The organism is Syntrophotalea acetylenivorans, from assembly GCF_001887775.1.
Lineage (GTDB): Bacteria > Desulfobacterota > Desulfuromonadia > Desulfuromonadales > Syntrophotaleaceae > Syntrophotalea_A > Syntrophotalea_A acetylenivorans.
The window spans coordinates 892,560-917,056 of record NZ_CP015519.1 but is presented as its reverse complement, the minus strand read 5'-3'; the positions used below and the strand labels follow the sequence as shown (position 1 = coordinate 917,056).

At 52.1% G+C, this 24,497-nt stretch carries 20 protein-coding genes and 1 other RNA gene; 20 read left to right on the top strand and 1 reads right to left on the bottom strand.

Annotated features, from left to right (window positions below):
- The first annotated feature begins 206 nt into the window (after positions 1-206).
- From A7E78_RS04150 to rsmA, 4 genes are all read left to right on the top strand, one after another.
- Entirely contained in the window at positions 207-1,535 is a 1,329-nt protein-coding gene (locus A7E78_RS04150) for a PhoH family protein (protein ID WP_072283051.1), read from the top strand.
- A gap of 68 nt (positions 1,536-1,603) precedes the next feature.
- Complete coding sequence (gene tsaD, locus A7E78_RS04145; RefSeq protein WP_072283050.1) at positions 1,604-2,626, top strand: tRNA (adenosine(37)-N6)-threonylcarbamoyltransferase complex transferase subunit TsaD; 1,023 nt, start codon at positions 1,604-1,606, stop codon at positions 2,624-2,626.
- Between the two features lie 37 nt (positions 2,627-2,663).
- Positions 2,664-3,125, top strand: coding sequence for a DUF2062 domain-containing protein (locus tag A7E78_RS04140; RefSeq protein ID WP_235606794.1), 462 nt, complete (start codon positions 2,664-2,666; stop codon positions 3,123-3,125).
- 278 nt (positions 3,126-3,403) lie between these two features.
- Positions 3,404-4,210, top strand: coding sequence for a 16S rRNA (adenine(1518)-N(6)/adenine(1519)-N(6))-dimethyltransferase RsmA (gene rsmA, locus A7E78_RS04135; protein ID WP_083552667.1), 807 nt, complete (start codon positions 3,404-3,406; stop codon positions 4,208-4,210).
- A gap of 518 nt (positions 4,211-4,728) precedes the next feature.
- Here rsmA and A7E78_RS04130 read toward each other — a convergent pair.
- Positions 4,729-5,904, bottom strand: coding sequence for an integrase core domain-containing protein (locus tag A7E78_RS04130; RefSeq protein ID WP_072283047.1), 1,176 nt, complete (start codon positions 5,902-5,904; stop codon positions 4,729-4,731).
- Positions 5,905-6,449: 545 nt separating this feature from the next.
- Between A7E78_RS04130 and panB the strand changes: the two genes are divergently transcribed.
- The 16 genes from panB to A7E78_RS04050 all read left to right on the top strand — a co-directional run bounded on the left by panB (position 6,450) and on the right by A7E78_RS04050 (position 24,284).
- Positions 6,450-7,253 carry a 3-methyl-2-oxobutanoate hydroxymethyltransferase gene (panB, locus tag A7E78_RS04125; RefSeq protein ID WP_072283046.1) on the top strand — a complete coding sequence of 268 codons (804 nt, stop codon included), beginning with the start codon at positions 6,450-6,452 and terminating at the stop codon, positions 7,251-7,253.
- Between the two features lie 6 nt (positions 7,254-7,259).
- Positions 7,260-8,120 (top strand): pantoate--beta-alanine ligase, encoded by an 861-nt coding sequence (gene panC, locus A7E78_RS04120; RefSeq protein WP_072283045.1) that lies wholly within the window; start codon positions 7,260-7,262, stop codon positions 8,118-8,120.
- Complete coding sequence (gene panD, locus A7E78_RS04115; protein WP_072283044.1) at positions 8,117-8,512, top strand: aspartate 1-decarboxylase; 396 nt, start codon at positions 8,117-8,119, stop codon at positions 8,510-8,512. The genes panC and panD overlap by 4 nt, the downstream gene beginning before the upstream one ends.
- Before the next feature lie 455 nt (positions 8,513-8,967).
- On the top strand, positions 8,968-10,263 hold the full coding sequence (locus A7E78_RS04110) for an amidohydrolase family protein (RefSeq protein WP_072283043.1): 1,296 nt from the start codon (positions 8,968-8,970) through the stop codon (positions 10,261-10,263).
- A 214-nt stretch (positions 10,264-10,477) separates the two neighbouring features.
- Positions 10,478-11,143, top strand: a complete 666-nt coding sequence (locus A7E78_RS04105) for a DUF502 domain-containing protein (protein ID WP_072283042.1) — start codon at positions 10,478-10,480, stop codon at positions 11,141-11,143.
- A 53-nt stretch (positions 11,144-11,196) separates the two neighbouring features.
- Positions 11,197-11,649 (top strand): SsrA-binding protein SmpB, encoded by a 453-nt coding sequence (gene smpB, locus A7E78_RS04100; RefSeq protein ID WP_072283041.1) that lies wholly within the window; start codon positions 11,197-11,199, stop codon positions 11,647-11,649.
- 293 nt (positions 11,650-11,942) lie between these two features.
- Positions 11,943-12,300: a transfer-messenger RNA gene (gene ssrA / locus A7E78_RS04095) on the top strand.
- A gap of 183 nt (positions 12,301-12,483) precedes the next feature.
- Positions 12,484-13,500 carry a Fic family protein gene (locus A7E78_RS04090; protein ID WP_072283040.1) on the top strand — a complete coding sequence of 339 codons (1,017 nt, stop codon included), beginning with the start codon at positions 12,484-12,486 and terminating at the stop codon, positions 13,498-13,500.
- A 232-nt stretch (positions 13,501-13,732) separates the two neighbouring features.
- Positions 13,733-16,576 carry a type I restriction endonuclease subunit R gene (locus A7E78_RS04085; protein WP_072283039.1) on the top strand — a complete coding sequence of 948 codons (2,844 nt, stop codon included), beginning with the start codon at positions 13,733-13,735 and terminating at the stop codon, positions 16,574-16,576.
- Between the two features lie 22 nt (positions 16,577-16,598).
- Positions 16,599-16,946, top strand: a complete 348-nt coding sequence (locus tag A7E78_RS04080; RefSeq protein WP_072283038.1) for a hypothetical protein — start codon at positions 16,599-16,601, stop codon at positions 16,944-16,946.
- A 52-nt stretch (positions 16,947-16,998) separates the two neighbouring features.
- On the top strand, positions 16,999-18,366 hold the full coding sequence (locus A7E78_RS04075) for a restriction endonuclease subunit S (RefSeq protein WP_072283037.1): 1,368 nt from the start codon (positions 16,999-17,001) through the stop codon (positions 18,364-18,366).
- Between the two features lie 11 nt (positions 18,367-18,377).
- A complete protein-coding gene (locus tag A7E78_RS04070) occupies positions 18,378-19,094 on the top strand; it encodes a hypothetical protein (RefSeq protein ID WP_072283036.1) in 717 nt (238 codons plus the stop codon).
- Entirely contained in the window at positions 19,091-20,713 is a 1,623-nt protein-coding gene (locus A7E78_RS04065; protein ID WP_072283035.1) for an ORC-CDC6 family AAA ATPase, read from the top strand. The genes A7E78_RS04070 and A7E78_RS04065 overlap by 4 nt, the downstream gene beginning before the upstream one ends.
- Positions 20,714-20,774: 61 nt before the next feature.
- Positions 20,775-22,271, top strand: a complete 1,497-nt coding sequence (locus A7E78_RS04060; RefSeq protein WP_072283034.1) for a type I restriction-modification system subunit M — start codon at positions 20,775-20,777, stop codon at positions 22,269-22,271.
- Positions 22,272-22,285: 14 nt separating this feature from the next.
- Complete coding sequence (locus A7E78_RS04055; RefSeq protein ID WP_072283033.1) at positions 22,286-23,449, top strand: hypothetical protein; 1,164 nt, start codon at positions 22,286-22,288, stop codon at positions 23,447-23,449.
- Between the two features lie 94 nt (positions 23,450-23,543).
- Positions 23,544-24,284, top strand: a complete 741-nt coding sequence (locus tag A7E78_RS04050) for a hypothetical protein (RefSeq protein WP_072283032.1) — start codon at positions 23,544-23,546, stop codon at positions 24,282-24,284.
- Positions 24,285-24,497: the final 213 nt, after the last annotated feature.

Below are 24,497 nucleotides of genomic sequence, written 5' to 3'. Positions count from 1 at the left end.
TAGTATTTATTTTGTTTTGGCCCGGCAGTCTTCTTGAGTTTACCGCAAAAGACTATCTGGGCTATTATTTAGTGTACATTATAAGAAGTTTTGAAACCGGTGGCTTCGCTGCATATTGCGGTTGCCAAAGGACCGATGGCAGTGTTAGTTTGCTTTGCTTAAATTGACAATGAAATGAGCCAACGACAAGGTTGCGAAAGGACATCATGAAAAAAACCTATATCCTTGATACCAATGTCTTTCTCCACGATCCGCTGGCGATGCTTCGTTTTGAAGATAACGATGTCGTGGTGCCTATCACTGTTATCGAAGAAATCGATACCTTCAAAAAGGATCAAAGTGAGATCGGGCGCAATGCGCGCCAGATTTCCCGGTTGCTGGACTCGTTTCGCCAGCAGTCTCATTTAACCGAAGGCGTTTCTCTGGAGAGCGGCGGTACCCTCAAAGTGGTGCTTTTTACCACCGAGGCCTATGATAGGCTGCCCCCCGAACTGCAGACCGATAAGGCCGACAACCGCATTCTGGCCGTGGCTCTGCAGATGAAAGCGGAGTGCGAGTGCCCGGTGGTTTTCGTAACCAAGGATACCAATCTGCGCATCAAGGCCGATGCCGTTGGACTCGACGCCCAGGATTATGAGTCGGACAAGGTTTCTATCGAAGAACTCTATTCCGGCACCGCCGAAATCGAGATCGATAAGAGCGAGGTCGACCGTTTTTACGGCCAGGGTTATCTCGACCTTGCCGCCGACTTTGTTGTCGATCTGCTGCCCAACCAATGTGTTACTCTGGTCGAGGCCGGCAATCCTTCCCATACGGCCATCGGTCGCTATCAGGCAACGCTGGACCGGGTGGTGCCTTTGATTCGGGTACCCAAGGACGGCTTATGGGGCATTCATCCCCGTAACCGTGAACAGCAGTTTGCCATCGATATGCTGCTTAACGACGATATTCAGCTGGTGACCCTGGTCGGAAAGGCCGGTACCGGCAAGACTCTGCTGGCGATCGCAGCAGGGCTGTATAAAGTCTCCGACGAGGGGGCTTATAGCCGCCTGCTGGTCTCCCGCCCGGTTTTTCCCCTGGGGCGGGATCTCGGCTTTTTGCCGGGCGATGTCGAGGAAAAGCTGTCGCCCTGGATGCAGCCCATCTTCGATAACGTCGATCTGATGCTCGGCATGGTTGATGAGCAGGGCAAGCGCAAACGGGGTTACCGGGAGTTGGTTGATATGGGGTTGTTGGAGATTGAACCGTTGACCTACATTCGCGGTCGCTCTATTCCCAAACAATATATGATTGTCGATGAGGCGCAGAACCTCACTCCCCACGAAATTAAAACTATCATTACCCGGGCCGGGGAGGGGACCAAGATAGTTTTGACTGGCGACCCTTATCAAATCGACAATCCCTACGTTGATTCATCGAGCAACGGGCTGACCTATACGGTAGAAAAAATTAAAGGACAGGATATCGCCGGGCATGTTACCCTCAGCAAGGGTGAAAGGTCGCCACTGGCAGAGTTGGCGGCCAACCTGTTGTGATGGCTGCGTTACCGTAACGCTCTTTTTGTGCTTTAATTGTTTCCTCCTTTATCCTGAACGAATAGATCATGCTGGTTCTTACTATTGAATCTTCCTGCGATGAAACCTCCGCTGCGGTAGTCCGCGACGGTCAACAGGTTCTCGCCAATATCGTGGCCTCCCAGGTCGATGTCCATGCGCGCTATGGCGGGGTAGTTCCCGAGCTCGCCTCCCGTAAGCATATGCAGGCCATCTCGGTGGTTATTGACGAGGCCCTTGAAAAGGCCGGAGTAACCCTGGATGATATCGAGGGTATCGCCGTAACTCGTGGCCCCGGTTTGGTTGGCGCCCTGCTGGTCGGCCTGGCCACCGCCAAGGCCCTGGCTTTTGCCCGCAACATTCCGCTTGTCGGAGTGCATCATATGGAAGGTCACATTCTGGCTCCTCTGCTGGAGCAGGAGGTCGCCTTTCCCTACCTGGCTCTGGCTGTTTCCGGGGGGCACAGCCATCTTTACCGGGTCGATGGAATTGGTCGTTACCAGATCCTCGGTCGTACCTTGGACGACGCCGCCGGCGAAGCTTTTGATAAAGTGGCCAAGTTGCTCGGCCTCGGGTATCCCGGGGGGGCTGTTGTCGATCGCCTGGCTGCGGAAGGTGATCCTGCGGCTATCGACTTTCCCCGGCCCTTGTTGCATAAGGATAATTTCGATTTCAGCTTCAGCGGCATAAAAACCGCCATGCTCTACCATGTTAAAGCCCAGAGCGGCCCTATCCAGGGACAGCAGTTAAAGGATGTGGCCGCCAGTTTTCAACAGGCGGTGGTGGAAGTGCTCTGCAAAAAGACTTTGCGGGCCGCTCGCCAGTTTGATCTACAGCGTATAGTGGTTGCCGGCGGTGTCGCTTGCAACAAGGGCTTGCGCCGTATGATGGCTGAAATGGCTGCTGAGCAGGGCCGGGAGGTGTTTTTCCCGTCTCCGGCCTTGTGCCAAGACAATGCCGCCATGCTCGGAGTTGCCGGGAACGCCTATCTGGAGCAGGGCCTTTGCGCCGATCTCGACCTGAATGCCCGCGTTAATTGGCCCCTTGATCAAGTTGGTGCAACCCTGGACTAGCGGAGTGTGGAGCGGCATGTATCGGCGTTGGTCCTTAATGCGACAGTTGAAGCTGAATGTGTTGCGCTTGATACGTTTACGTGCCGAGCCCAACGACATCGCCAAGGGTTTCGCCCTCGGCATCTTTATCGGCATGACCCCGACCTTTGGAATTCAGATGGTTATCGCCGTCTTTTTGGCCATGTTGCTCGAAGAAAATAAGATTGCCGCTGCTGTCGGTGTCTGGATAACCAACCCTCTGACCGCTCCCTTTATCTATGCTCTTGAGTACGAGTCCGGCCGGTTGCTCCTTGGTCTGGACCACGCTCAGCTACCTAGCGAGCTCACCTTTTCCGCTCTTAAAAGCCTCGGTTGGGAAGTTATGTTGCCCATGGCCTCCGGTAGTCTGCTCTATGGCATGATTGCCTCGATCATTTCCTATATGGTCATGTTGCAGGCGGTGCCCGTCTTCAAAACCTTGCGCATTCCCCGCTGGCCGCGGCGGCCGCGAAAGCGATAACCGGCCGCGGAACACACCGAGGTGTCGGGCTTTGTCACGAGAGTAGCCAGGCGGCCTTGTTCCTGGGCGAATGCTGTAGAATTCAGTAAAAATCAAGTTCTCTCACCACAGAGGACACGACGACCACGAAGAACAACCATCTACAGCTTGCCAGTAACATGGATTGGCTTAACTTTGAGCCCTTCGTGCTCTTCGTGGTAAAAGCTGAGTTTGTTTGAATAAAACTCTGCCGGATGCGCGACAATGGTGCTTTTCGGCAACCTGTTAAAGGAAAGAGCATGCAGCACCGCCCCAAAAAACGTTTTGGCCAAAATTTTCTTCGTGATCAGCAGGTCGTGGAACAGATTATCGAAGCCGCCGATCTTGAATCCACCGACAATCTGCTGGAAATCGGCCCCGGCCTCGGCGCCTTGACAGACCGTCTGCTGCCCTGCGTTGGCCAGTTGCATGTCATGGAACTTGATCGTGGCCTGGCTGCTGCCTTGCAGGCCCGTCCGGAAGCCAATCTGCAGGTGCACATGGGGGACGCGCTGCGTCTTGATTGGGGCCAGTTGTTGGTCGAACCACCGTACAAGCTGGTGGCCAATCTGCCCTACAACATCTCCAGCCAGATTCTGTTTAAAATTCTCGATAACCGTCAGCTCTTTTCCCGCCTGGTGTTGATGTTTCAACAGGAGGTCGGCGATCGCCTCTGTGCCGAACCCAACAGTAAGCAGTACGGTATTCTGTCGGTCTTGTGCCAGAACTACTTCGATATTCGTCGGGTGGTACGGGTGCCGCCCGGAGCTTTCTTCCCGCCGCCCAAGGTTCATTCGGTAGTGCTCTGTTTCGACGCCCTGGACCAGCCCCGGGTCGCCGTGGCCGACGAGGTTTTTTTCCGGCGGGTGGTCAAGGGAGCCTTTGGTCAGCGACGCAAAACCTTGCGCAACAGCCTGAAGGGAGCCGGCTTGGCTTTCGAGGGATTGAACGAGGCCATGGAAGGGATCGGCATCGATGGCGGGCGGCGTGCCGAGACTCTGACCTTGGAGGAGTTTGGGGCGTTGGCGGAGATGTTGCGTTGCCGGTTAGCTGAGGAGAGTTGTTGAAAATCTCTCAAAACGGAGGGGTTTTGTCCTCACCCGATTCTTTCCTTTCTCGGTATCTTTCGGCAGCACTGTATAAACAAACAAGACCGCGGGGTTGCGCCCGCGCGACGCCTTACTCTTTTGTAGCGTGACAAAACAGTAAGCAGAAAAGCACGCCCCACCTCCTTGCCCTTCGGGTACCCTACGCTACGCAGACATTTTGCGGGCGGGGAAAAACTCGCTTCGCTCAAACAGTTTCCCCGCCTGTTTCGCAAAACGTCCACTTCGCTCCGGCTGCGTCACAGGGGAGGGTGGGTCAAAAGTCTTAATGCTTGAAGCTTGTCGCTTCATGGTTTTCACCCCCCCTGTGAGTGCCGCCGAACGCAGGGATTTTCATCCGGAAAAGAAAGACGTCTGAGCGAAGCGAATCTCGTCTTTCCCGGATTATAATCCTGGAGAGAGGGACCCCGACGCAGGCGGGCAAACGGTGGGGTGTACGAGTCAAGGACATAGGTAACACAAAAGTTCGCATACATAGGTTACACATTAAGCTTCAAGTAGTCGTTGTGGGCTTTCTTGATATCCCGCATATCGAAGCTGCCTAATCTCAATGGTCCAAAATGAACGTCCCAGATGCCATCAGCGGTTTCTTCGACACCGACCTTTTCGCTCTTGAGAAGGCCGGCGACGTAAACACGATGCCCTTGATGATGAATGATGCCGCTGTGATGAACTAAGGCAATTCGAAAGTAGCCAGGATACTCTATCTCCGGTAGCTTTTCAGGCATGCTGCGTGTTGAGGGACTGTACTTCGATGCCGGTGTTGTTTGTCCAAGGCTTTCATGAGGGCGTTCGTTATTGTACTGCTGGCGAAATGCATCAAACGCCTGCTGTTGAAGCTGGGCTGTTGGCGCCGGAGGAATGGCCGTAGCGTTCTTAAGTGTTCTGTGCATCCGTTCATGCCGCCCATTTTGTTGAGGCTTTCCCGGTTCAATTCGTTCCGGCACGATGCCCAGGCGAATCCACCATTTGGATAGCTGGGACAGTCCACCGGGCGAGTTAGAGGCAAAGGGTACGCCATTATCGGTACGAATGCGCCATGGCAACCCATACTCCCGGAAAAGGGATTCAAAAGCGTCACTGGTTGGTTCTAGCCGCGGCCCTGGAAAATTTATGCATTCTAAAAGGTAACGGCATTGATGATCCATTACGGTGAGTGGATAACACCAAGTGCCATCTCTAGTCTTGAATTGCCCTTTGAAGTCCGCCGACCAGACATCGTTCGGGTGATGCACTGGAGAAAAGGGCTGCTGACCGACAGGAACCGGTTTGCGCCGTCTTTGAGGACGAATCAATCCTTCCTCCGCCAGGACCTTGTAGATGGTCGTCTTGGAAGGGATGTCCCATTCTGGGTGGTTCTGCCTCAGTAGCACTTGAATCTTTTTCGGCCCCGGCGGATCCCGCTGGCTTGAACGGAGGCCAATGATCGCTTTGCGTACGGTAAAGGGTGTCTTCAGGGGGTGTTGATGGGGCTTCCGAGGTTGGTCTTGCAACCCCTCGAAACCTAGTTCCCTGTAGCGAGCCACCCACTTGTAGCCGGTCTTTCGGCTAATACCGTAACGGTGACAAAGGCCTTTGAAGGTGTCCATCGCTCGAAGGTGGTCGGCAATAAACAGCAGCTTCTGGTCCATAGGTTTCACCTCTTTCCAGGGCATGGGCACCTCCTTGTAGAAAGTGCCTATAGGATACAAAAAGTGTTACCCATGTACCTGAACTAAAGTGTTACCTATGTTTATGAACCGTACCGGCGACCTTCTTTTGCTTACTTTTCTTGGTCGTCAAGAAAAGTAAGACGCTTGGCCGGGCGGAACCGGCCGACTTTAGAATTATGGTTTTGCACTATTTGCAGGCGTCACAGGGGACTGTCACCGATTACTCATCACTTGTCACGCCTTACGCCTTACGTAATTTCCGTTAACTGATTAAAGCTGGACAGAACCCGACTAATATGGTAAAGGTTCCAGTCGGTTTAGAAAGCGTCTTTTCGCTCAGCCCGGAACTTGTGCCGGAGCAATAGCAGTGAAAGGGGGCTGGGACCAACAGAAATGACCGCCTGGATCCATCGGACCGGGACGGAAGACGACGGCTAATAGAGGCCGGTGGGCTGCGCTCACCAGTCAGGCAGGCATGTGTCTTTCGGACTCGATCCGGAGGGCATTTTTTATTTTATGCCTATTGTGCCTGGCGGCGAGGAGCCAACGTGCAGAAACGCAAAACCATACTCGACCTACAGAGAATGAAGGCCGAGGGTGAAAAGATCACCGTGCTCACCGCTTACGACTATCCCTTTGCCCGTCTCATGGACCAGGCCGGTATCGACATGATCCTGGTGGGTGATTCGGTGGGTTGCGTGGTGGCCGGCTACGACAACACCTTGCCGGTGACCATGGACGAGATGGTCTACCATACCCGGGCCGTGGCCCGCGGGGTAGAGCAAGCCTTCATTGTTGCGGACTTGCCTTTTCTCTCCTATCAAATCGATGTGGTGGAAGCGCGACGCAATGCCGGTCGATTGATGCAGGAGGGCGGCGCCCAGGCGGTGAAGCTCGAAGGGGGCTGCAATGTGGCCGACACCATTCGAGCCATTGTCGATATGGATATCCCGGTGGTGGGGCATATCGGTCTGACCCCCCAGTCGATCCATCGTATGGGCGGCTACCGGGTTCAAGGCAAGCAGGACCAGCAGGCTCAGCAGTTGCTGGCCGATGCCAGGGCAGTCGAGGAAGCCGGTGCTTTTGCCATGGTTATGGAGGGTATTCCCGCGGCACTGGCCGCCGAGATTACCGCTGTCGTCGGTATTCCCACCATCGGTATCGGTGCGGGGGTGGAATGCGACGGCCAGGTGCTGGTGATTCACGATATTCTCGGTTTGTGCGATAAGTATTCACCTAAATTTGTTAAACGTTATGCCGATCTGGCGGGAACCATCCGCGGCGGTGTCGAAGACTATATTCGCGAAGTTCGGAACGGGGAGTTTCCCGGACCGGAGCATAGCTTCAAGTAGTTCGTCATGGAAATTATTCATTCAGTAACAGATATGCAACAGCGCTGTCTGGAGGCTCGGGCCGCCGGTCGGCGTATTGCCCTGGTGCCTACCATGGGTTTCCTGCATGAAGGCCACCTGTCTCTGCTGCGGGAAGGCAAGGAGCGGGGCGACCTGCTGGTGCTGTCGCTGTTCGTCAATCCCACCCAGTTCGGTGCCGGAGAAGATCTCGACAGTTATCCCCGCGACCTGGAAGGGGACGCCGAGTTGGCTCGCAGTGTCGGCGTCGACTTGCTCTTTGCCCCGACCGCCAGCGACATGTATCCCAGCGGCTATGCCAGCTATGTGAACGTGGAAGGGCTTACGAGCGTGCTCTGCGGCGAGAGTCGGCCGGGCCACTTTCGCGGCGTGACCACGGTGGTTTGCAAGCTGTTTACCATCGTCCAGCCGCAGGTTGCGCTCTTTGGGCGCAAGGATTTTCAGCAGCTGGCCGTGATTCGGCGCATGACCGCCGATTTGAATTTGCCGGTAGAGATCGTAGGTATGCCCATCGTCCGCGAGGCGGACGGGCTGGCCATGAGCTCCCGCAACAGTTATTTGTCGGCCGATGAGCGCTGTCAGGCCCTGGCCTTGAGTGATGCCCTGCGTCAGGCCCGAGCCGCTGTCGCTGCCGGTGAGAAGAGTGCCGCTGCCTTGTTGCAGCTGGTGCAGTGTCGCATCGAGCAGGAAGCCGATGCCGCCATTGATTACGTGCAGATACGCCACGCCGAAACCCTGCAGGAGGCGACGGTCATCGACCGCCATGCCGTGCTGCTGTTGGCGGTGCGTATCGGCCAAACCCGTTTAATCGACAACAGTTATCTCGTTGAGGAGGACTGCTCATTATGAACCGCAAAATGCTTAAATCAAAAATTCACCGCGCCACTGTGACCGGCGCCGATCTCGAATACGAGGGTAGTGTAACGATCGATCCTCTGCTTCTCAAGGCAGCGGATATTCTGCCCTACGAGGCGGTGGATATCTGGAACGTCACCTACGGCACCCGGTTTCAGACCTATGTCATCGAAGGCCAGCCCGGCAGTGGTACTATCTGTATTAACGGTGCAGCCGCTCGCCTAGTGTCCCGGGGCGATAAGGTGATTATCGCCAGCTGGGTCGAGATTGCCAATGAAGAGGCTGCCAGTTATGAGCCGAAGCTCGTCTTCGTCGACGATCACAACGTGGCGACGGACCAGGATAAGGAAACGCCTGGGCAGGGCGAGCTGCGCAAAGCCATTTAAAAGCGCCCTGTAAGGCTGGTTCTGTCTTCTGATTCTGGCCCTTTTCGGCGCTGCTTGCGTTACGCCAACTTGACTTAGCGCGTGGCTAGGCCTGCGTTGGCGACGCCTTGGCAGCCCCCCAAATGACACAGAATTCATAGACATCACCAACCCTACTGGACGCTGTGTCCGAAAACGGTTCTTTTCCGCCCTGACTGCGTCAATCTTCGGACTTGTTTGTGACGCGGGACCATCCCTGGTCCCACGTCCTAGCGGACAGCTTTAAGGCTGTCAAACTTTTCAATCCTGAAAAGTTTTGCGGCATGCCGATGTACGCCTCCGCGCAAGTCCTCGGCTTCCTTGTCAGAACGGAAAACTCCGCGTTTCCAATTCGGGAATCTGCTTGTTTATATCCGCTGTTTGGGTTCAAAACCAGCTAACTGGCGTATCTGCTTTTGAGCGGACTAAAATAACCAATGAACCTCTACCTGGCTCGTTATCTGCTGCCAATCAGTGCTCCGCCCATTGAGGATGGGGCACTGCTGGTCGATAATGGGCGCATAGCCGCTATCGGTCGGCGTAGGGATCTGCTGGTCGGTTTTAGCGGTGATGTGGTGAATTTCGGCGATGCCGTGCTGTTGCCGACCCTGGTCAATGCCCACACCCACCTGGAATTGACTCACTTTCCGCGCTGGGCAAAACGTGCCGGTGAGACAGGCAAGCCGGCGACCTTTGTCGACTGGCTGCTGCATCTGATTCATGTCAAACGCGATGTGACGCCTGCCGAGCAGACTGCCGCCATCAACGACGGTCTGCTCTGGTGCCTGCAGTCGGGCACCGGTGCCATTGGCGATATCCTCAGCAGGCTGATCTTCCCCCCCGCTTATGCCGAAAGTCCCCTCTATGGCCGGGTGTTCTTTGAGCTGCTCGGTCTCGATCCGGAGGTCTGGGGTGTTTCCCTGGATCGCGCCGCAGCCTTACTCAGCGGCGATCATTTCGGCAACCTGCAACCCGGCCTGGCGCCTCATGCCCTCTACAGCCTGTCGCAGCAGGCGATGTCCCGCATTTTTGCCGCTGCCTGCCGTCAGGGCTGGCCGTTGACCACCCATTTTGCCGAGTCCCATGAGGAAAGCCGGTTGGTGCAAGACGCATCAGGAGAGTTGTTGGAGCGTCTCTATCCGGCGGTGGGCTGGCAGGACCAGCGCCCAGCGGCCAGAGGCTGCAGCCCGACGGTCTGTCTTGACCGGTTGGGTGGTCTGCATTCTGGTAATCTGCTGGTGCATGGGGTACAGGTCAGCATTGCGGATGCGCAACTGTTGGCCGAGCGTTCGGTTACCGTGGCCCTTTGCCCTCGCTCCAACGAACGCCTCGGGGTCGGCACGGCACCGGTCGCCGCCTATCGTGCCGCCGGGGTGAAACTGGCTCTAGGCACCGACAGTCTGGCCAGCAATGACTCTCTCTCGATGTGGGATGAACTGGCTGCGGCAAAGCGCCATTATGGTGCTCATCTCTGCCCCGGGGAGTTGCTGGCCATGGCCACCCGCAATGGAGCCGAGGCTCTTGGCTTGAAGGGCGAGATGGGAACACTGCAGGCCGGTTTCGGCGCCCACTTTCAGGTGCTTTCACTTCGTAATCCGCCGTCCTTGGCCGAACTCGAAGAGGCTCTCTGCAGCAGTGGGTGCGATACGCAGCCCAGTGCCGTTTATCTGGATGGCATCGAGCGCCTGCAAGCCATTGTCGGGCAAGAACCAGGCGTAATGGGACGCAGATGAACGCAGATAAACGCTGACAAGATCTTGAAACCATAGAAAAGATTTTGGTGTTTGAAAGGTCTGCGTATGCGAAGCATCCGGTTTTATCCGCGTCCAAAAGTGTATTTGGTTTTTCGCTGCCGCTGAAACAGCTAGCGATGGTCTTTTTTCGTAACTTGCTATACTATGCTTGTTTCCCGTTTTGGGGTCGTAAGTTACCGGTAGGAGGCATTCCATGGCTCTGCGACTGTTGATCAAAACCAGGCTGCAACGTTATTTTCTGGCCGGCCTGGTGGCTGTTGTTCCTATCAGCTTAACTGTTCTGGTGGTCCGCTGGACCATCGCCCTGATGGATCAGTTGTTGCTCCGCTTTGTCCCCGAGCGTTATTGGCCCGAGGCGCTGTTCGGTTTTGCCGTGCCGGGGATCGGCCTGCTGGCGACCTTTTTGCTGATCTTGTTCGCCGGGGTGCTGGTAACCAACTACTTCGGCCGCTCGCTGCTGCACCTGTCCGAACGGCTGATGAGCCGTATCCCGCTGGTAAAAGGAATCTTCGGCCTCTTTAAACAGGTTGCCGTTACGGTTCTTAGTGCCGATCGCGAAGGCTTTCGCAAAGTGGTGCTCATCGAATACCCTCGACGGGGAATCTGGTCCGTCGGTTTCGTCACCGGTGTCTCCCAGGGCGAGGTGCAGCGCTTGATCGACAAGCGCACGATCAATGTCTTCATGCCGACGACCCCCAATCCGACATCCGGTTACTACATCCTGGTTCCGGAAGAGGATGCCGTGGAATTGAATATGACTGTCGATGACGCCTTCAAGCTGATCATCTCCGGCGGCATGGTGGCACCGCCTGAAAGCTGCCGTTTAGATACGGTTGAGCTCGAGGCGCTGGACCAATAATTAAAGTTTACGATCAGTAACAATGCAGGTAATGAAAATAGAGGAACCCGTACATGGGCATTAAAATCATCGCCACCAATAAAAAGGCCTACCATGAGTACTTCATCGACGAAGTCTATGAGGCCGGCTTGGTTCTGACCGGCACCGAAGTCAAATCGATACGACTCGGCCAGGTCAATATCAAGGAATCGTTCTGCCGCCTGGTCAACGGTGAGGTGTTCATCAACAATATGAACATCAGCCCCTACGAGCAGGGCAGCCGCGAAAACCACGACCCGACCCGGGTGCGCAAGCTGTTGCTGCATAAAGAAGAGATCGGTAAGCTGTTTCGCAAGGTCGAAGAACGGGGCTTCTCTTTGGTGCCGACCAAGATCTATTTGAAGAACGGCCGGGTCAAGCTGGAAATCGGGGTAGGGCGGGGTAAAAAACTCCACGACAAACGCCATACCCTCAAGCAAAAAGAAGCCGACCGGGAAATGGCGCGTGCGATACGCGATCGGCACTAGTTTTCATCCGGAAACGGTTCTTTTCCGCCATGGCTGCGTCAATCTTCGAGCTTGCTTGTGCGGCGTACCGGTGTACGCCTCCGCGCAAGCCCTTGATTTTCTTGCCACGACAAAAAATCCCTCGTTTCCTATATCAAAACTGAGCTTTGTCCAGCCGGAAACGGTTCTTTTCGGATAAGCACTAAGCTGGCATTTTAACGACAAATATGAGATAATGCCTTTGGTGGAACAAAGGAATTGTGGTGTTGGGGTAAAACCCATCACTTATTACTCATCACGCATCACGAATTTATGGGGGTGACCTGGTTTCGACGGGGATTGGAAGCAAAGGTGGCATGCCGGGGACGCCAGTTGGCCTCGTTAAAAAACTGGCACTTATACAAACGCCGATACTGACGTTTCGTACGCACTAGCAGCTTAATTGCTGCTACGTCTTGAGTTCCAATGCCTGTGTGGGCTTAAAGACGTCATTTTAATAGGCTAGTTTCGGCAAGAGTTCGTGGTGCCGGAGCGAAACTTAAGCGAAATCGCCTGTAACAGATCCTGTCGATGGGAGCGGTTGCCGGTTAAACTTAAATACACCGACTAAGCATGTAGAGGCCTTATGTGAAAGATTTTCGGACGCGGGTTCGATTCCCGCCACCTCCACCATTTGAAAACGCTCGGCCTTTATTTAAGGTCGGGCGTTTTTAAAACAAGAATTTTAAAAACCTTGATGCGCTGCTTTAGAAACTTTTATATCAGGTTGACAGGAATTCCCATCAAATAGCACTAAAGGGTCGCGACCTGTTGATTGCCGTATTTTTAGGGCGACCGGGCCAAGGGTTGATCTTCATGAGCAATCAGAACTCATACCAACCACCCTATACCCTCAATTCTGTCATATTGCGCCTGGTTGCCGATATCAGTGAACTGGTCGGGCGCTTTTCTGCCCTGACGGATCTTTCCCAAGCCCTTCAGCTACGCCGTGTCAATCGCATCCGCACCATTCGCGGTTCATTAGCCATTGAAGGCAACACCCTAAGCGAAACCCAGATCACTGCGATCCTAGATGGCAAACGGGTCATTGCACCTCCTCGTGAAATTCAGGAGGTGCGTAACGCCATCGCCGCTTATGATCGCTTCGATACATGGCAGCCGGAAGTTGAGGATGACTTGCTGGAGGCGCATGGCATCCTGATGGCCGCGCTGATCGACAAAGCCGGGGCTTATCGCTTCGGTGGTGTCGGGGTGATGGCGGGCAGTCAAGTGGTCCATATGGCTCCGCCTGCTGATCGTGTCCCTGCTCTGATGTGCGATCTTTTTCACTGGCTGGCCGTCTCCCAAGAACATCCCCTGATTACCAGTTCTGTCTTTCACTACGAGTTCGAGTTCATTCACCCTTTTGCCGACGGCAACGGTCGCATGGGGCGGCTGTGGCAGAGCCTGATTCTAGCCCGCTGGAATCCTTTGTTCGCCGACCTCCCTGTGGAAAGCCTGGTCTTCGAGAACCAGGCCGAATATTATCAAGCATTGCAGGAGAGCACCCGGCAGACCGATTCCGCTCCCTTTATTGAGTTCATGCTTAGCACCTTGTGCGCGGCTATTCGCGAAGCCGTGGCCACCGACCAAGTAGGCGATCAAGTAACCGACCAAGTATTGACGTTGATCGAGGCGATTGGGACCGATGAACTGGGCAGCAAAGAGTTAATGAAGGCTCTCGGCCTGTCCCACCGGCCCACATTCCGGAAAAACTATCTCAACCCGGCCTTGAAAGATAACTGGATTGAACGCACTCAGCCCGACTCTCCCCGCAGCCCGACTCAGCGTTATCGGCTGACTGGCAAAGGCCACCGATTGCTCCTTTCTTAGATTTCCGACGTAGTCGGCGGTGCCAACTCCGCCATCTTTTTATGTATGCGAAGATGGGTGTCAACTATTCTCCCAACGTTGACTTCTGTTTTTCTTAAGGGTATTTTAAGGTGTTTGTTTTTAATGGCCGGAGGATGGGATAAGATTGTGCGGAAGCAATCGCACTGATCGATGAGGCCGCTTGGTGCCTATGAGGCGCGGGCGGTTTTATTATGCCTACGTGGGGGATTTTATGACGCCAGCTCCAGAAGCTGATGCGCGTTTAAAAATTGATGACCTGCTTGAAGCTGCTGGTTGGCAGGTTCAGGATGCCGACCTGGCCAACATCTATGCGGCGCGTGGTGTGGCGATTCGGGAATTTCCTCTGAAATCCGGTCACGGTTTCGCGGACTACCTGCTCTATGTCGACGGCAAGGCTGCGGGGGTTATCGAAGCCAAGAAGGTCGGTTCCACACTGACCGGTGTTGAGGTTCAATCGGATAAATACACCAAGGGCTTACCCGAAGGCCTGCCCCGCTGGCACAATCCGTTGCCATTTTCCTTTCAGTCGACGGGCGTCGAGACCCGTTTTACCAACGGCCTCGATCCCGCGCCCCGTTCGCGCAACGTTTTCGCTTTTCATCGTCCTGATCTGTTTGCTGAATGGCTTGAGACCGATGCCGGTGTAGTCTCAGGGATAGCGGCCGAATCTCAGGACAGCTTTGGCCAGCCTTCGACCTTCCTGTCTCGGCTGCAGCAGATGCCCGAACTGATCACCGAAGGCCTTTGGCCGGCGCAGATCAAGGCGATCACCAATCTCGAAGCATCCCTGCGCGACAATCATCCCCGTTCCCTGATCCAGATGGCTACCGGCAGCGGCAAGACATTTACGGCCATCAATTTCATTTATCGACTGATCAAATTTGCCGGAGCACGGCGGGTGCTGTTTCTGGTCGACCGGGGCAATCTAGGGCGGCAGACCCTCAAGGAATTTCAGCAGTACGTTTCGCCCTACAACAACTTCAAGTTCAGCGAAGAATACATCGTTCAGAATCTCACCAGCAATGTGCTCGATACCACCGCGCGGGTGTCCATCTGCACCATTCAAAGGCTCTATTCCATGCTCAAAGGGCGTGATCTGCCCGAAGAGCTGGACGAAGAATCAGTCGACAGTTTCGGCAATCTGTTCAAAGAACCGGAGCCGATTGAGTACAACGTCGATTTCCCTATTGAATCTTTTGATGTCATCGTCACCGACGAGTGTCACCGCTCCATCTACAACCTCTGGCGGCAGGTGCTGGAGTATTTCGATGCCTACCTCATCGGTCTCACCGCGACCCCCAGCAAACAGACCTTCGGCTTCTTCAATCAGAATCTGGTGATGGAGTACGGCCACGAACACGCCGTCGCCGATGGGGTTAACGTCAATTACGATGTCTATCGGATCAAGACCGCCATTACCGAGCAGGGCGGCGAGGTGGAGGCCGGTTACTACGTCGACAAGCGCGATAGGGAAACCCGCGAGGTGCGTTGGGAGCAGTTGGATGATGATTTCAACTATGACGCCAAACAGCTGGATCGGGATGTGGTTGTCGTCGACCAAATCCGCAAGGTGATCCAGACCTATCGCGATAAGCTGTTTTCTGATATCTTCCCTGGCCGCAGCGAGGTGCCCAAAACCCTGATCTTTGCCAAGGATGATTCCCACGCCGAGGATATCGTTAAGATCGTGCGCGAGGAGTTCGGCAAGGGCAACGACTTCGCTCAGAAGATCACCTACCGCACCACCGGGGCCAAACCCGAAGACCTGATCGCAGCGTTCCGTAACAGCCACAACCCGCGTATCGCCGTCACCGTTGATATGATCGCCACCGGAACCGATATCAAGGCGGTCGAGGTGGTGTTCTTCATGCGCAGCGTTAAGTCACGGGCCTATTTCGAACAGATGAAGGGGCGCGGGGTGCGGATCATCAACGACAACGATCTGCAGTCGGTCACACCCGACGCCGTTACCAAGGATCATTTCGTTATTGTCGATGCCGTCGGCGTCTGCGAGCAGGATCAGACCGATTCCCGGCCCATGGAGCGCAAAAAAAATGTCGGTTTTGAAAAACTTTTACAGGCAGTTGCTTTCGGCAATGCCGAGCCAGATGTGATATCATCCGTCGCCGCTCGTTTGGCGCGGATGGAAAAGAAGCTGACCGCCGAGGAACATCGGCAGGTGGAAACCTTGCTCGATGGCAAGAGTCTCAAGCAACTCACCGGCGATCTGGTCGACACCCTGAATCCGGACAATCACCTTGCCAAGGCACGTAAGGACTTTGCCACCAACGAACCGGCTACAAAACAAGTGCAGCAATCTGCCGTCAAGCTGGTAGGCGAAGCGGTCAAGCCGCTCTGCAATCCGAAGCTGCGTGAGCTGTTGCTAGAGATCAAAAAGAAGAACGAACAGATTATCGACACGGTCAGTCCCGATACGCTTATCTTCGCCGGTTTTACCGAAGAGAAAGCCAAGGGTGTGGTCGAGTCCTTCGAGCAGTTCATTGCCGACAACAAGGATGAAATTACCGCTCTGCAGGTGCTTTACAGTAAGCCGTACAAACAACGCCTGCGGTTTGAGGATGTGCGTGAACTAGCCGAGAAGCTGGTAGCTCAGGTCGAACAGTTGCGCATCTATCAGACCCATCCACAGGGATGGGAGAAGCGGGTTCCCGATGAATTGTGGGCGGCCTACCAGAAATTGCAGGCAGGCAAGGTGCGTGGTGCCGCGGCAAATCATATTTTGACCGATCTAGTGTCGCTGGTGCGCTTTGCCATGCATCAGGAGAACGAGCTGGTGCCGTTTCCTGAGAAGGTCCAGGTTAACTTTCGGGCTTGGGTTGAGCAGCAGCAGGCCAGTGGCAAGAGTTTCACCGCAGAGCAGCGTAAGTGGCTGGAGATGATTCGGGATCATATTGCCGCCAATCTGCAGATTGAGACGGATGATTTTGATTATGCGCCTTTTGCACAGGCCGGTGGGATAGGGAAAGTGTGGCAGTTGTTTGGGGATGATTTGAGTAAGATTCTTGATGATTTGAATGAGGCGTTGGCGGCCTAAAGTCAATTAAAGAGGGTTTCGCATGGCTGATAAACAGGTAGTTGAAAGCGTTCAAGAACCACAGGTTGTCACACAATCTAATTCTGAGCGGGAGGCGGTTGCATTAACTGAGTTGCTAAAGGGAGTCACTGAGCCGCTCGCGAAAAGTCAGGAGATCGCTCAAAAGGAGGAAACGAAGAGGGCAGAGATATTGGGGAAAGTAACAAGCCGTTTCCTTGGTTACATATTTGCGGTGGCTGTCCTTGTTGTACTGCTTGCGGCGGTTGCTCTCTTCAAGGGAGAGGTTCAGCTCACGGAGAAAATTGTTATAGCGCTACTTGGGTTCCTAGGTGGATTCGGTTTCGGTCGCGGTGTAGGTAAGGGTCGCTGAGGCCCCCCAGTGCAAATATTGGTTGTGTATTGTGAAAGAAATGAGAGCTCAAATGCTTCCGGCGAACTGGTCTGTAGCCAAAATTGGTGAAATCTGTGAAGTAAATCCGCGACTAAATAAGGCCGAAATCCCCGACGACCTTTTGGTGTCATTTGTGCCAATGCCAGCTGTAGGTGCAGGCGATGGTTCAATTGATGTTTCGCTTGAAAGACCTGCCTCTGAAGTTAAAAAGGGTTTTACGGGATTCAAACAAGGAGATGTTCTTTTTGCGAAAATAACACCCTGCATGGAAAACGGAAAAATGGCTATAGTTCCCAAGGTAGCAAATGGCTATGGTTTCGGTTCCACAGAATTTCATGTTTTACGGCCAAAGCCTGAGATTGACGCACGATATCTCTACTATTTCGTTTCGAGTCAAAACTTTCGAGGGATCGCTGCGCGTTACATGACAGGGGCTGTTGGACAAAAACGTGTCTCTACAACTTACCTAAAAGAACAAAAAATTCCTATTGCTCCAGAGGCGCAACAAAAACGCATCGTCGCGGAAATCGAAAAGCAATTCTCCCGCCTCAACGAAGCCGTCGCCAATCTCAAGCGCGTCAAGGTCAATCTCAAACGCTACAAAGCCGCCGTCCTCAAAGCCGCCGTCGAAGGAAAACTCACCGAAGAGTGGCGCAGGCAGCATCCCGATGTTGAACCTGCCGATAAACTGTTGGAGCAGATTCTTGTCGAGCGGCGGGAGAAATGGCAGGGGAGAGGGAAGTACAAAGAACCTGTTGCGCCGGATACCACTGACCTGCCGGAGTTGCCTGAGGGGTGGTGTTGGGCGAGTATTGAGCAACTAACTCATTTGGTTACTAGTGGTTCGCGTGGCTGGGGTGGCAGTTACGCAGACTCAGGCCCTCTATTTATTCGAGCCCAGGATATTAAAACAGATAGTTTGGTACTGAAAAATGTCGCAAGAGTGAATGTCCCGAGCAAAGCAGAGGGAATTCGAAGCGCAGTAACGAACCATGACATTCTAGTGACAATCACGGGAGCAAATGTCACTAAGTCAGCGCTTGTACTTGGTCTGGAAGAAAGGGCATTTGTAAGTCAGCATGTGGCATTGCTGAAGCCTTGTCTCATTTCAATTTCAGAGTTTCTTTATTTTTGGATCGTTTCCCCTGCAAACGGCCGTAGACAGCTAGAGGATTGGGCTTATGGTGCTGGAAAGCCTGGGTTGAGTTTGGAGCAAATACGGAGTTTGCTAGTTGCTCTCCCGCCGCTCGCCGAACAACTACAAGTCACCGCTGAAGTCGAACGCCTCCTCTCCATTGTCGCCGAAACAGAAGCCCAGATCGACGCCAATCTGTGCCGCGCCGGCCGTATGCGCCAGTCGATCCTAAAACAAGCTTTCTCAGGACGATTGACTAACTAAATAGGACGATAATGCCTACAAAAAAAATGCTTGAAGAACTTCACCAAGTTTGCACTGGGACGCTCAGTGTATCTTTGGATGAGGGTAATATAGCTAAAATGAATAAAAGCTGCGCACTAGGCGATGATTTAACAAAGTGGTGTAGCGTCCTAGCCTCTAAGCCAGAGCTTTTTCTGTATAGAAAAGCTGGTGAAGAGTATTTGACGGCTATGCTAAACCTCGCTCAAGGACAATATCGAAATGCCTTCAAATGTTTAAGGTTAGTTTTGGAATTATGCATCCAGGGCGTTTATTTATCGGCAAACATAGTCGAACTAAGAGAGTGGTTGAACAATATATCTGACACCATTTGGGGTAAACTTGTCGCGCCAGATACTAGTCCCCTGGGAACCCGCTTTTGTAAGGCCTTTTTCCCGGAAATCTCTACCCACGCAAAAAATTTTCAAAGTATGGCAAGTACGATTTATCGAGAGCTTTCAGAGACTATCCATGGGAATGTGCCAAGCAATATCCCACTTCCAGACTCATTTGAGTTTGACGACGAGGTGTTTAGCCTTTGGCATGAAAAAGCAGAAACTGTACGACTTGTAGTCGCTTTTTGTTTTTGTTCACGCTATTTAAAAGAATTGCCACCCGAGGATCTTTCTGTCATTGAGACAATTGTCGTTGGTCAGTTAGATCATATTGAACAGATAAGAATTGTTGTCGGAGGCCCAAGCTCATCATGAGTCAGACAAGAGAATTTATAATTCGGACTGAAGATATTCGCCCAGAAGAGGTTCTAAGTTTTTATGTTCGCACAGAGAGAGATGACCAACTAGTCGCTATGCTTAAGGGGCCAACGCCTCTGGTAATAGAAGGCAGTCGTGGGACTGGAAAATCACTTCTTTTGCGTGTCTGCGAGCAAGAACAGTTGTCTTCATTGTCGGAAGAGGGTGTGCTTCCTGTCTATGTATCATTCGTAAAGAGCTCTTTGTTACATACTAATGACCCATTGCAGTTCCAGCACTGGATGCTTGCCCGACTAAGTTCAAGAATCTTAAGAACATTATATAGTATAGGGCTCTTAGGAAGGGGACTGGGCGCCGCTCGTGTTCTCGCTGGTGATGGTGACGGATCTGCCGGCGAGCCAACGCGTCTCGAAAAGGTTGTGCAGGATTTTGAAAATTCCTTTAAAAACCCAGGTACACAAATTGATACGTCTGCCATCCCTGATGTTGAAGATTTCCGTGACTCTATCCAAGACTTATGTGCTGAGTTGGGTTTAAGGCGAATAAATATTCTCTTTGATGAAGCTGCTCATATTTTTCGGCCAGAACAACAACGGCAGTTTTTTACGCTTTTTAGGGACCTTCGGTCTCCTTATATGACATGTAATGCTGCAGTATATCCTGGTGTTACCGCCTATGGGGCTACTTTTGAGGCTGCCCATGATGCAAGGATTGAATCGCTTCATCGAGAGGTAACGGACCCAGGTTATCGGGATCAGATGCGGGAAATAATTTATAGACAGGCAGATTCGGATTTACAAAAAGATATCGAACGTAACGGTGAAAACTTTGATGCGCTGGCCTTTGCCGTAAGTGGTAACCCTAGACTATTGTTGAAAACAGTGGCTTTAGCTCCAAAGTTGAGGTCCGGTGAAGTTCAGTCAGCAATCAAAGAGTTCTACCGAAGTAATATTTGGTCCGAACATAGCGGTTTGGCTGAAAGATATGCTGGCCATAGAGCTTTAATAGATTGGGGCCGTAAATTTGTTGAGGAAACAATTGTCAACGATGCAATTCGGAAGAATGAGTCTTGGAAAGCTGACGGCAAGAGTGAAAGAACTTGTTTTTTTTGGGTACATCGTGACGCTCCCGAAGCGGTGAAAGAGGCCCTTCGTTTGTTAACGTACACTGGTGTTGTAAGTAAACTTGATTCAGGTGTTGTTGCTACACGCCGTGAAATAGGGACAAGGTATTCCATAAATATTGGCTGTCTCGCATCGCCTTCTTCTAACCCGATAACTTTCATTTCTGACTTGCGTAAAGGACTGTCTATTAAGCGGTTTACCGAATATGGTGCAAACTATAGTGTTTTTGGAGAGTTAGTTGCAGAAGTAGGGTCCACAGTAGAGGCTGATACCTCACAGATAATTAATCAGCTACTTCAACGTTCTGTTGAGGTGCTGGATCTGACGCGCCATCAGAAAGACGCGTTAATTTCAATTGGTATCGATAATATCGGTAAAACACTTGCATCTAATGAGTCAGTTTTTCAAAAAGCACATTATATTGGACCAAAAAGATCCCGAAAAATAATGAATGTGGCTACATCAGCAGTATTGGAGTACCTGTCTGGTTGATTATTATTTGATTCTTTTTGATAAAAGTCTGAATTTTAGTTATTTAAGTATGAGATAAAATATGACCCCAGCAGCAATTGTCAGCAAACTCTGGAATTATTGTAACGTCCTCCGCGACGACGGCATGAGCTATGGCGACTACGTCGAGCAGCTCACTTATCTGCTTTTCCTCAAGATGGCCGACGAACGGACCAAACCGCCCTACAACCAGAAAAGCAACGTCCCAGCCGATTACTCATGGCCGACACTGGTGAAAAAGGACGGTGATGAACTGTTTGACCATTATCGCCACACTCTTGAAAATCTCGGCAATGAGAAGGGTCTGCTCGGGCTGATCTTTAACAAGTCGCAGAACAAATTCCAGGATCCGGCGAAGCTGCGTCGCCTAATCGTCGATCTGATCGGCAGCGAAAACTGGTCGGTGATGAGTGCCGATGTCAAAGGCGATGCCTATGAAGGGTTGCTGGAGAAAAACGCGCAGGACACTAAGAGCGGTGCCGGCCAGTATTTCACGCCACGGCCGCTGATCCAGGCCATCGTCGACGTCATCGCCCCCAAACCGGGTGAAACGATCTGCGACCCGGCATGTGGTACCGGTGGATTTCTGCTCGCCGCCCACGACAGCCTTGTTGACAACTATCCCCATATGACCAAGGACGAACGTAAAAAGCTCAAACAAGGCACCTTCAAGGGCTGGGAACTGGTGCAGTCGACAGCACGCCTCTGCGCCATGAACCTGATGCTGCACGGCATCGGCAGTGACGATACTGCTTTGCCTTTGGCTGTCAGCGATTCCCTCGCCGCCGACCCGGGCGACCGCTTCGACATCATCCTTACCAATCCTCCCTTTGGCAAAAAGAGCAGCACCACCATCGTTGGTGAAGATGGCAAGGTGGCCAAGGAGAAGGAAACCGTCGAGCGTGACGACTTTTGGGCCACCACCTCGAACAAACAGCTTAACTTTATGCAGCACGTGAAGACCCTGCTCAAGCAACATGGCCGCGCCGCCGTGGTTGTGCCAGACAACGTATTGTTCGAAGGCGGGGCAGGGGAGACCATCCGCCGCAAGCTGCTGCACGAATGCGACGTCCACACCGTTCTTCGGCTGCCGACCGGCCTGTTTTACGCGCAAGGTGTGAAGGCGAACGTCATCTTCTTCGACCGTAAACCAGCCAGTGAAACGCCGTGGACCAAGAAACTGTGGATCTACGATCTGCGCACCAACATGCACTTCACCCTCAAAACCAACCCGCTAAAGCGCAGCGATCTGGATGAGTTCGTCGAGCTTTACAATCCAGCCAATCGCAAACAACGTACCGCCACCTGGAATGAGGAGAATGCGGACGGCCGCTGGCGCTGCTATGATTATGAAGATCTGATCGCCCGCGATAAGGCAAGCCTCGATATCTTTTGGCTCAAAGACGATTCGCTGGAGGATTCGGACAATCTGCCTGAGCCGGGTGTTATCGCTGCTGAAATCGTGCAGGATCTTGAAGCGGCGCTGGAGCAGTTTCGATTGATTGCTGAGGATTTGGGAGAAGAGGAAGAACTGTCCTAAACGAGGGGAATGAAATGTCTCTGTTGCAACTATGGAAAACAAACGGTGTCGATTTTCAAGATAAAAAGGTGCAGCAATTAACTGCTATTGCGGGTGATGGCACCCTAAAGGATGGCAACAAGACATCTCTAGAACTCCGTGAGCTGTTTTCTGCTATTCCTACTGAGCAGCTAGGGATCTATCTGCGTGAGTGCCTTGAAAAATCCTTTTTAAACAGTGGATTGGTGCTTCAGGACATTGTGAATGAACTGGGGCAACGTCTCGATTGTGATGTGAAGTATGGACTGTATCAGGGCAAGGTTAACGCGATCGGTTTCGACGGTATTTGGACCTTCCCTAATGGTTACAGCATTGTTGTTGAAGTGAAGACGACAGATGCTTACACAATCAATCTTGACAAGATAGCTGATTATAGAAAAGCCCTCATTGCAGTCGGGGAGATAACTGAAAACTCCTCAATTCTCATCGTTGTTGGTAGGAAAGACACAAATAGTCTGGAAGCCCAGGTTCGTGGTTCTCGGCATGCCTGGGATATGCGACTTATAAGTGCAGAGGCACTGATTAAGCTGGTCGATATCAAAGAGGCGGCTGATGATCAGGCAACAATCACAAAAATCCGTTCAGTTTTGACCCCCCTTGAGCTTACTAAGCTAGATTTCGTTGTAGATTTGTTGGCAACGACGGCTGAGGACCTACATGACGTAGAAGTTTCGAATGGTGAAGAAGAGACCACGTCGACAAAAGAGAAGAAGTTTGTCCCTGTAGGCTTTAATAAAGAAGTTGCTGAACACGTAGCAGAGTATATGCAGAAAGATTTAAAGCGTACGACAAGGACTCTTTACGCTACAGTGGACAAATCGATTTCTGTACGCTGCCTTGTATCAAAATCACATATCACCGGCGATAAAACCTACTATTGGTACGCATATCATCCCCATTTCAATGAGGTCTTAGAAAAATATAAGGAATCATATCTTGCCTTTGGTTGTGGCTCACCAGAAAAAGTTCTGCTTTTAAAGATGGATAAGTTTGTTGAGCTTTTACCTAAGCTGAATGTGACAAATAAAGAGGATCGAATGTATTGGCATGTTCATTTTTTTGATTCTCCAGATGGGAAGATGTGTCTGCATTTCAAAGGTGGCGAAACGGCATTGGACGTGACGGAGTTTCTTGTTTAAGTTGCCGAAGGCCTGGTGTCGTCAAAGGGTTACCTACTGTAAATCTATGAACGCAGCTAAAGACAAACAATTTCTTATGTGAGGCTTTTTTAGAATGAGAAGGCCATACCATCGCCGCAGGCACCTTGAGCCACAGCCCAAAGAAGATACCAGCAGCCTGCCCAAAATCCTTTCCAACTCGGCAATTATCCTTGCCGTCATTTCCGCAGCACTTTACTTCCATGGTCGCAGCCTTTATGAGGGCTATCTTTCCTACTGGGGTCTTGGTTCTGAACTTTTTCCAGTCACAACAGAAAACGCTTTTTATCATGCCGGCTGGTTTTATCTTTCCGCTAGCCTTGAGAATTGGGGATATTTTTCCTTGATGGTGGTGGAGGTTCTCTGCATATATACGGCAGGTATTCTTCTTTGCGCTAAAAAACCGTTCGGTCTCATCCAACGAGCGATGGGTAAAAAGAAAATTTATGTTTTTCGGAAGGCGCTTGCGATTGAGCTTATAAATTTATTGGGGCGTTTTCTCGGTGCTGCTTTGGTCGTTGTGGGTATTGTTTTGATATCCGTCGTTGCCCCACAAAAAGGCATATCCATGGCTGAGGTGCAGCATCAAAAATTGCTTGCCGGTCAACCAATTTCCAAAAACCAATTCGAAAAAGTCTCCTTGACCTTTTTAGATGAGACTGGGCAGGGCAAAAACCTTTCCGGTTACCGCCTGGCTACATCCTCTTCCTTTTACGCCCTTTTTACCGATAAGGGTGTGAAGGTGCTCCCGCTGGCCAGGATTACTTCCATGGAAATGGTTGATGAAGATCTAGAGGATCATCGGTCCCAACATTAACAGCTTTCTTTAAAGTCCTTTCCCGCTAGCAGGAAATGAATCAAGGATATACTTGATCTGCAATTGCCTAATAGATCTGATCCTTTTTTTAATTTTCTGAATCCTCATCACAACTTTGTTATTATTTTTTAAGTCGTCATCGCCTTACGTCCTGCTGCTGAATAAAAATTTGGCCTGCGAAAATCTAGGGCCGGATGATCATCTCTAACTAAG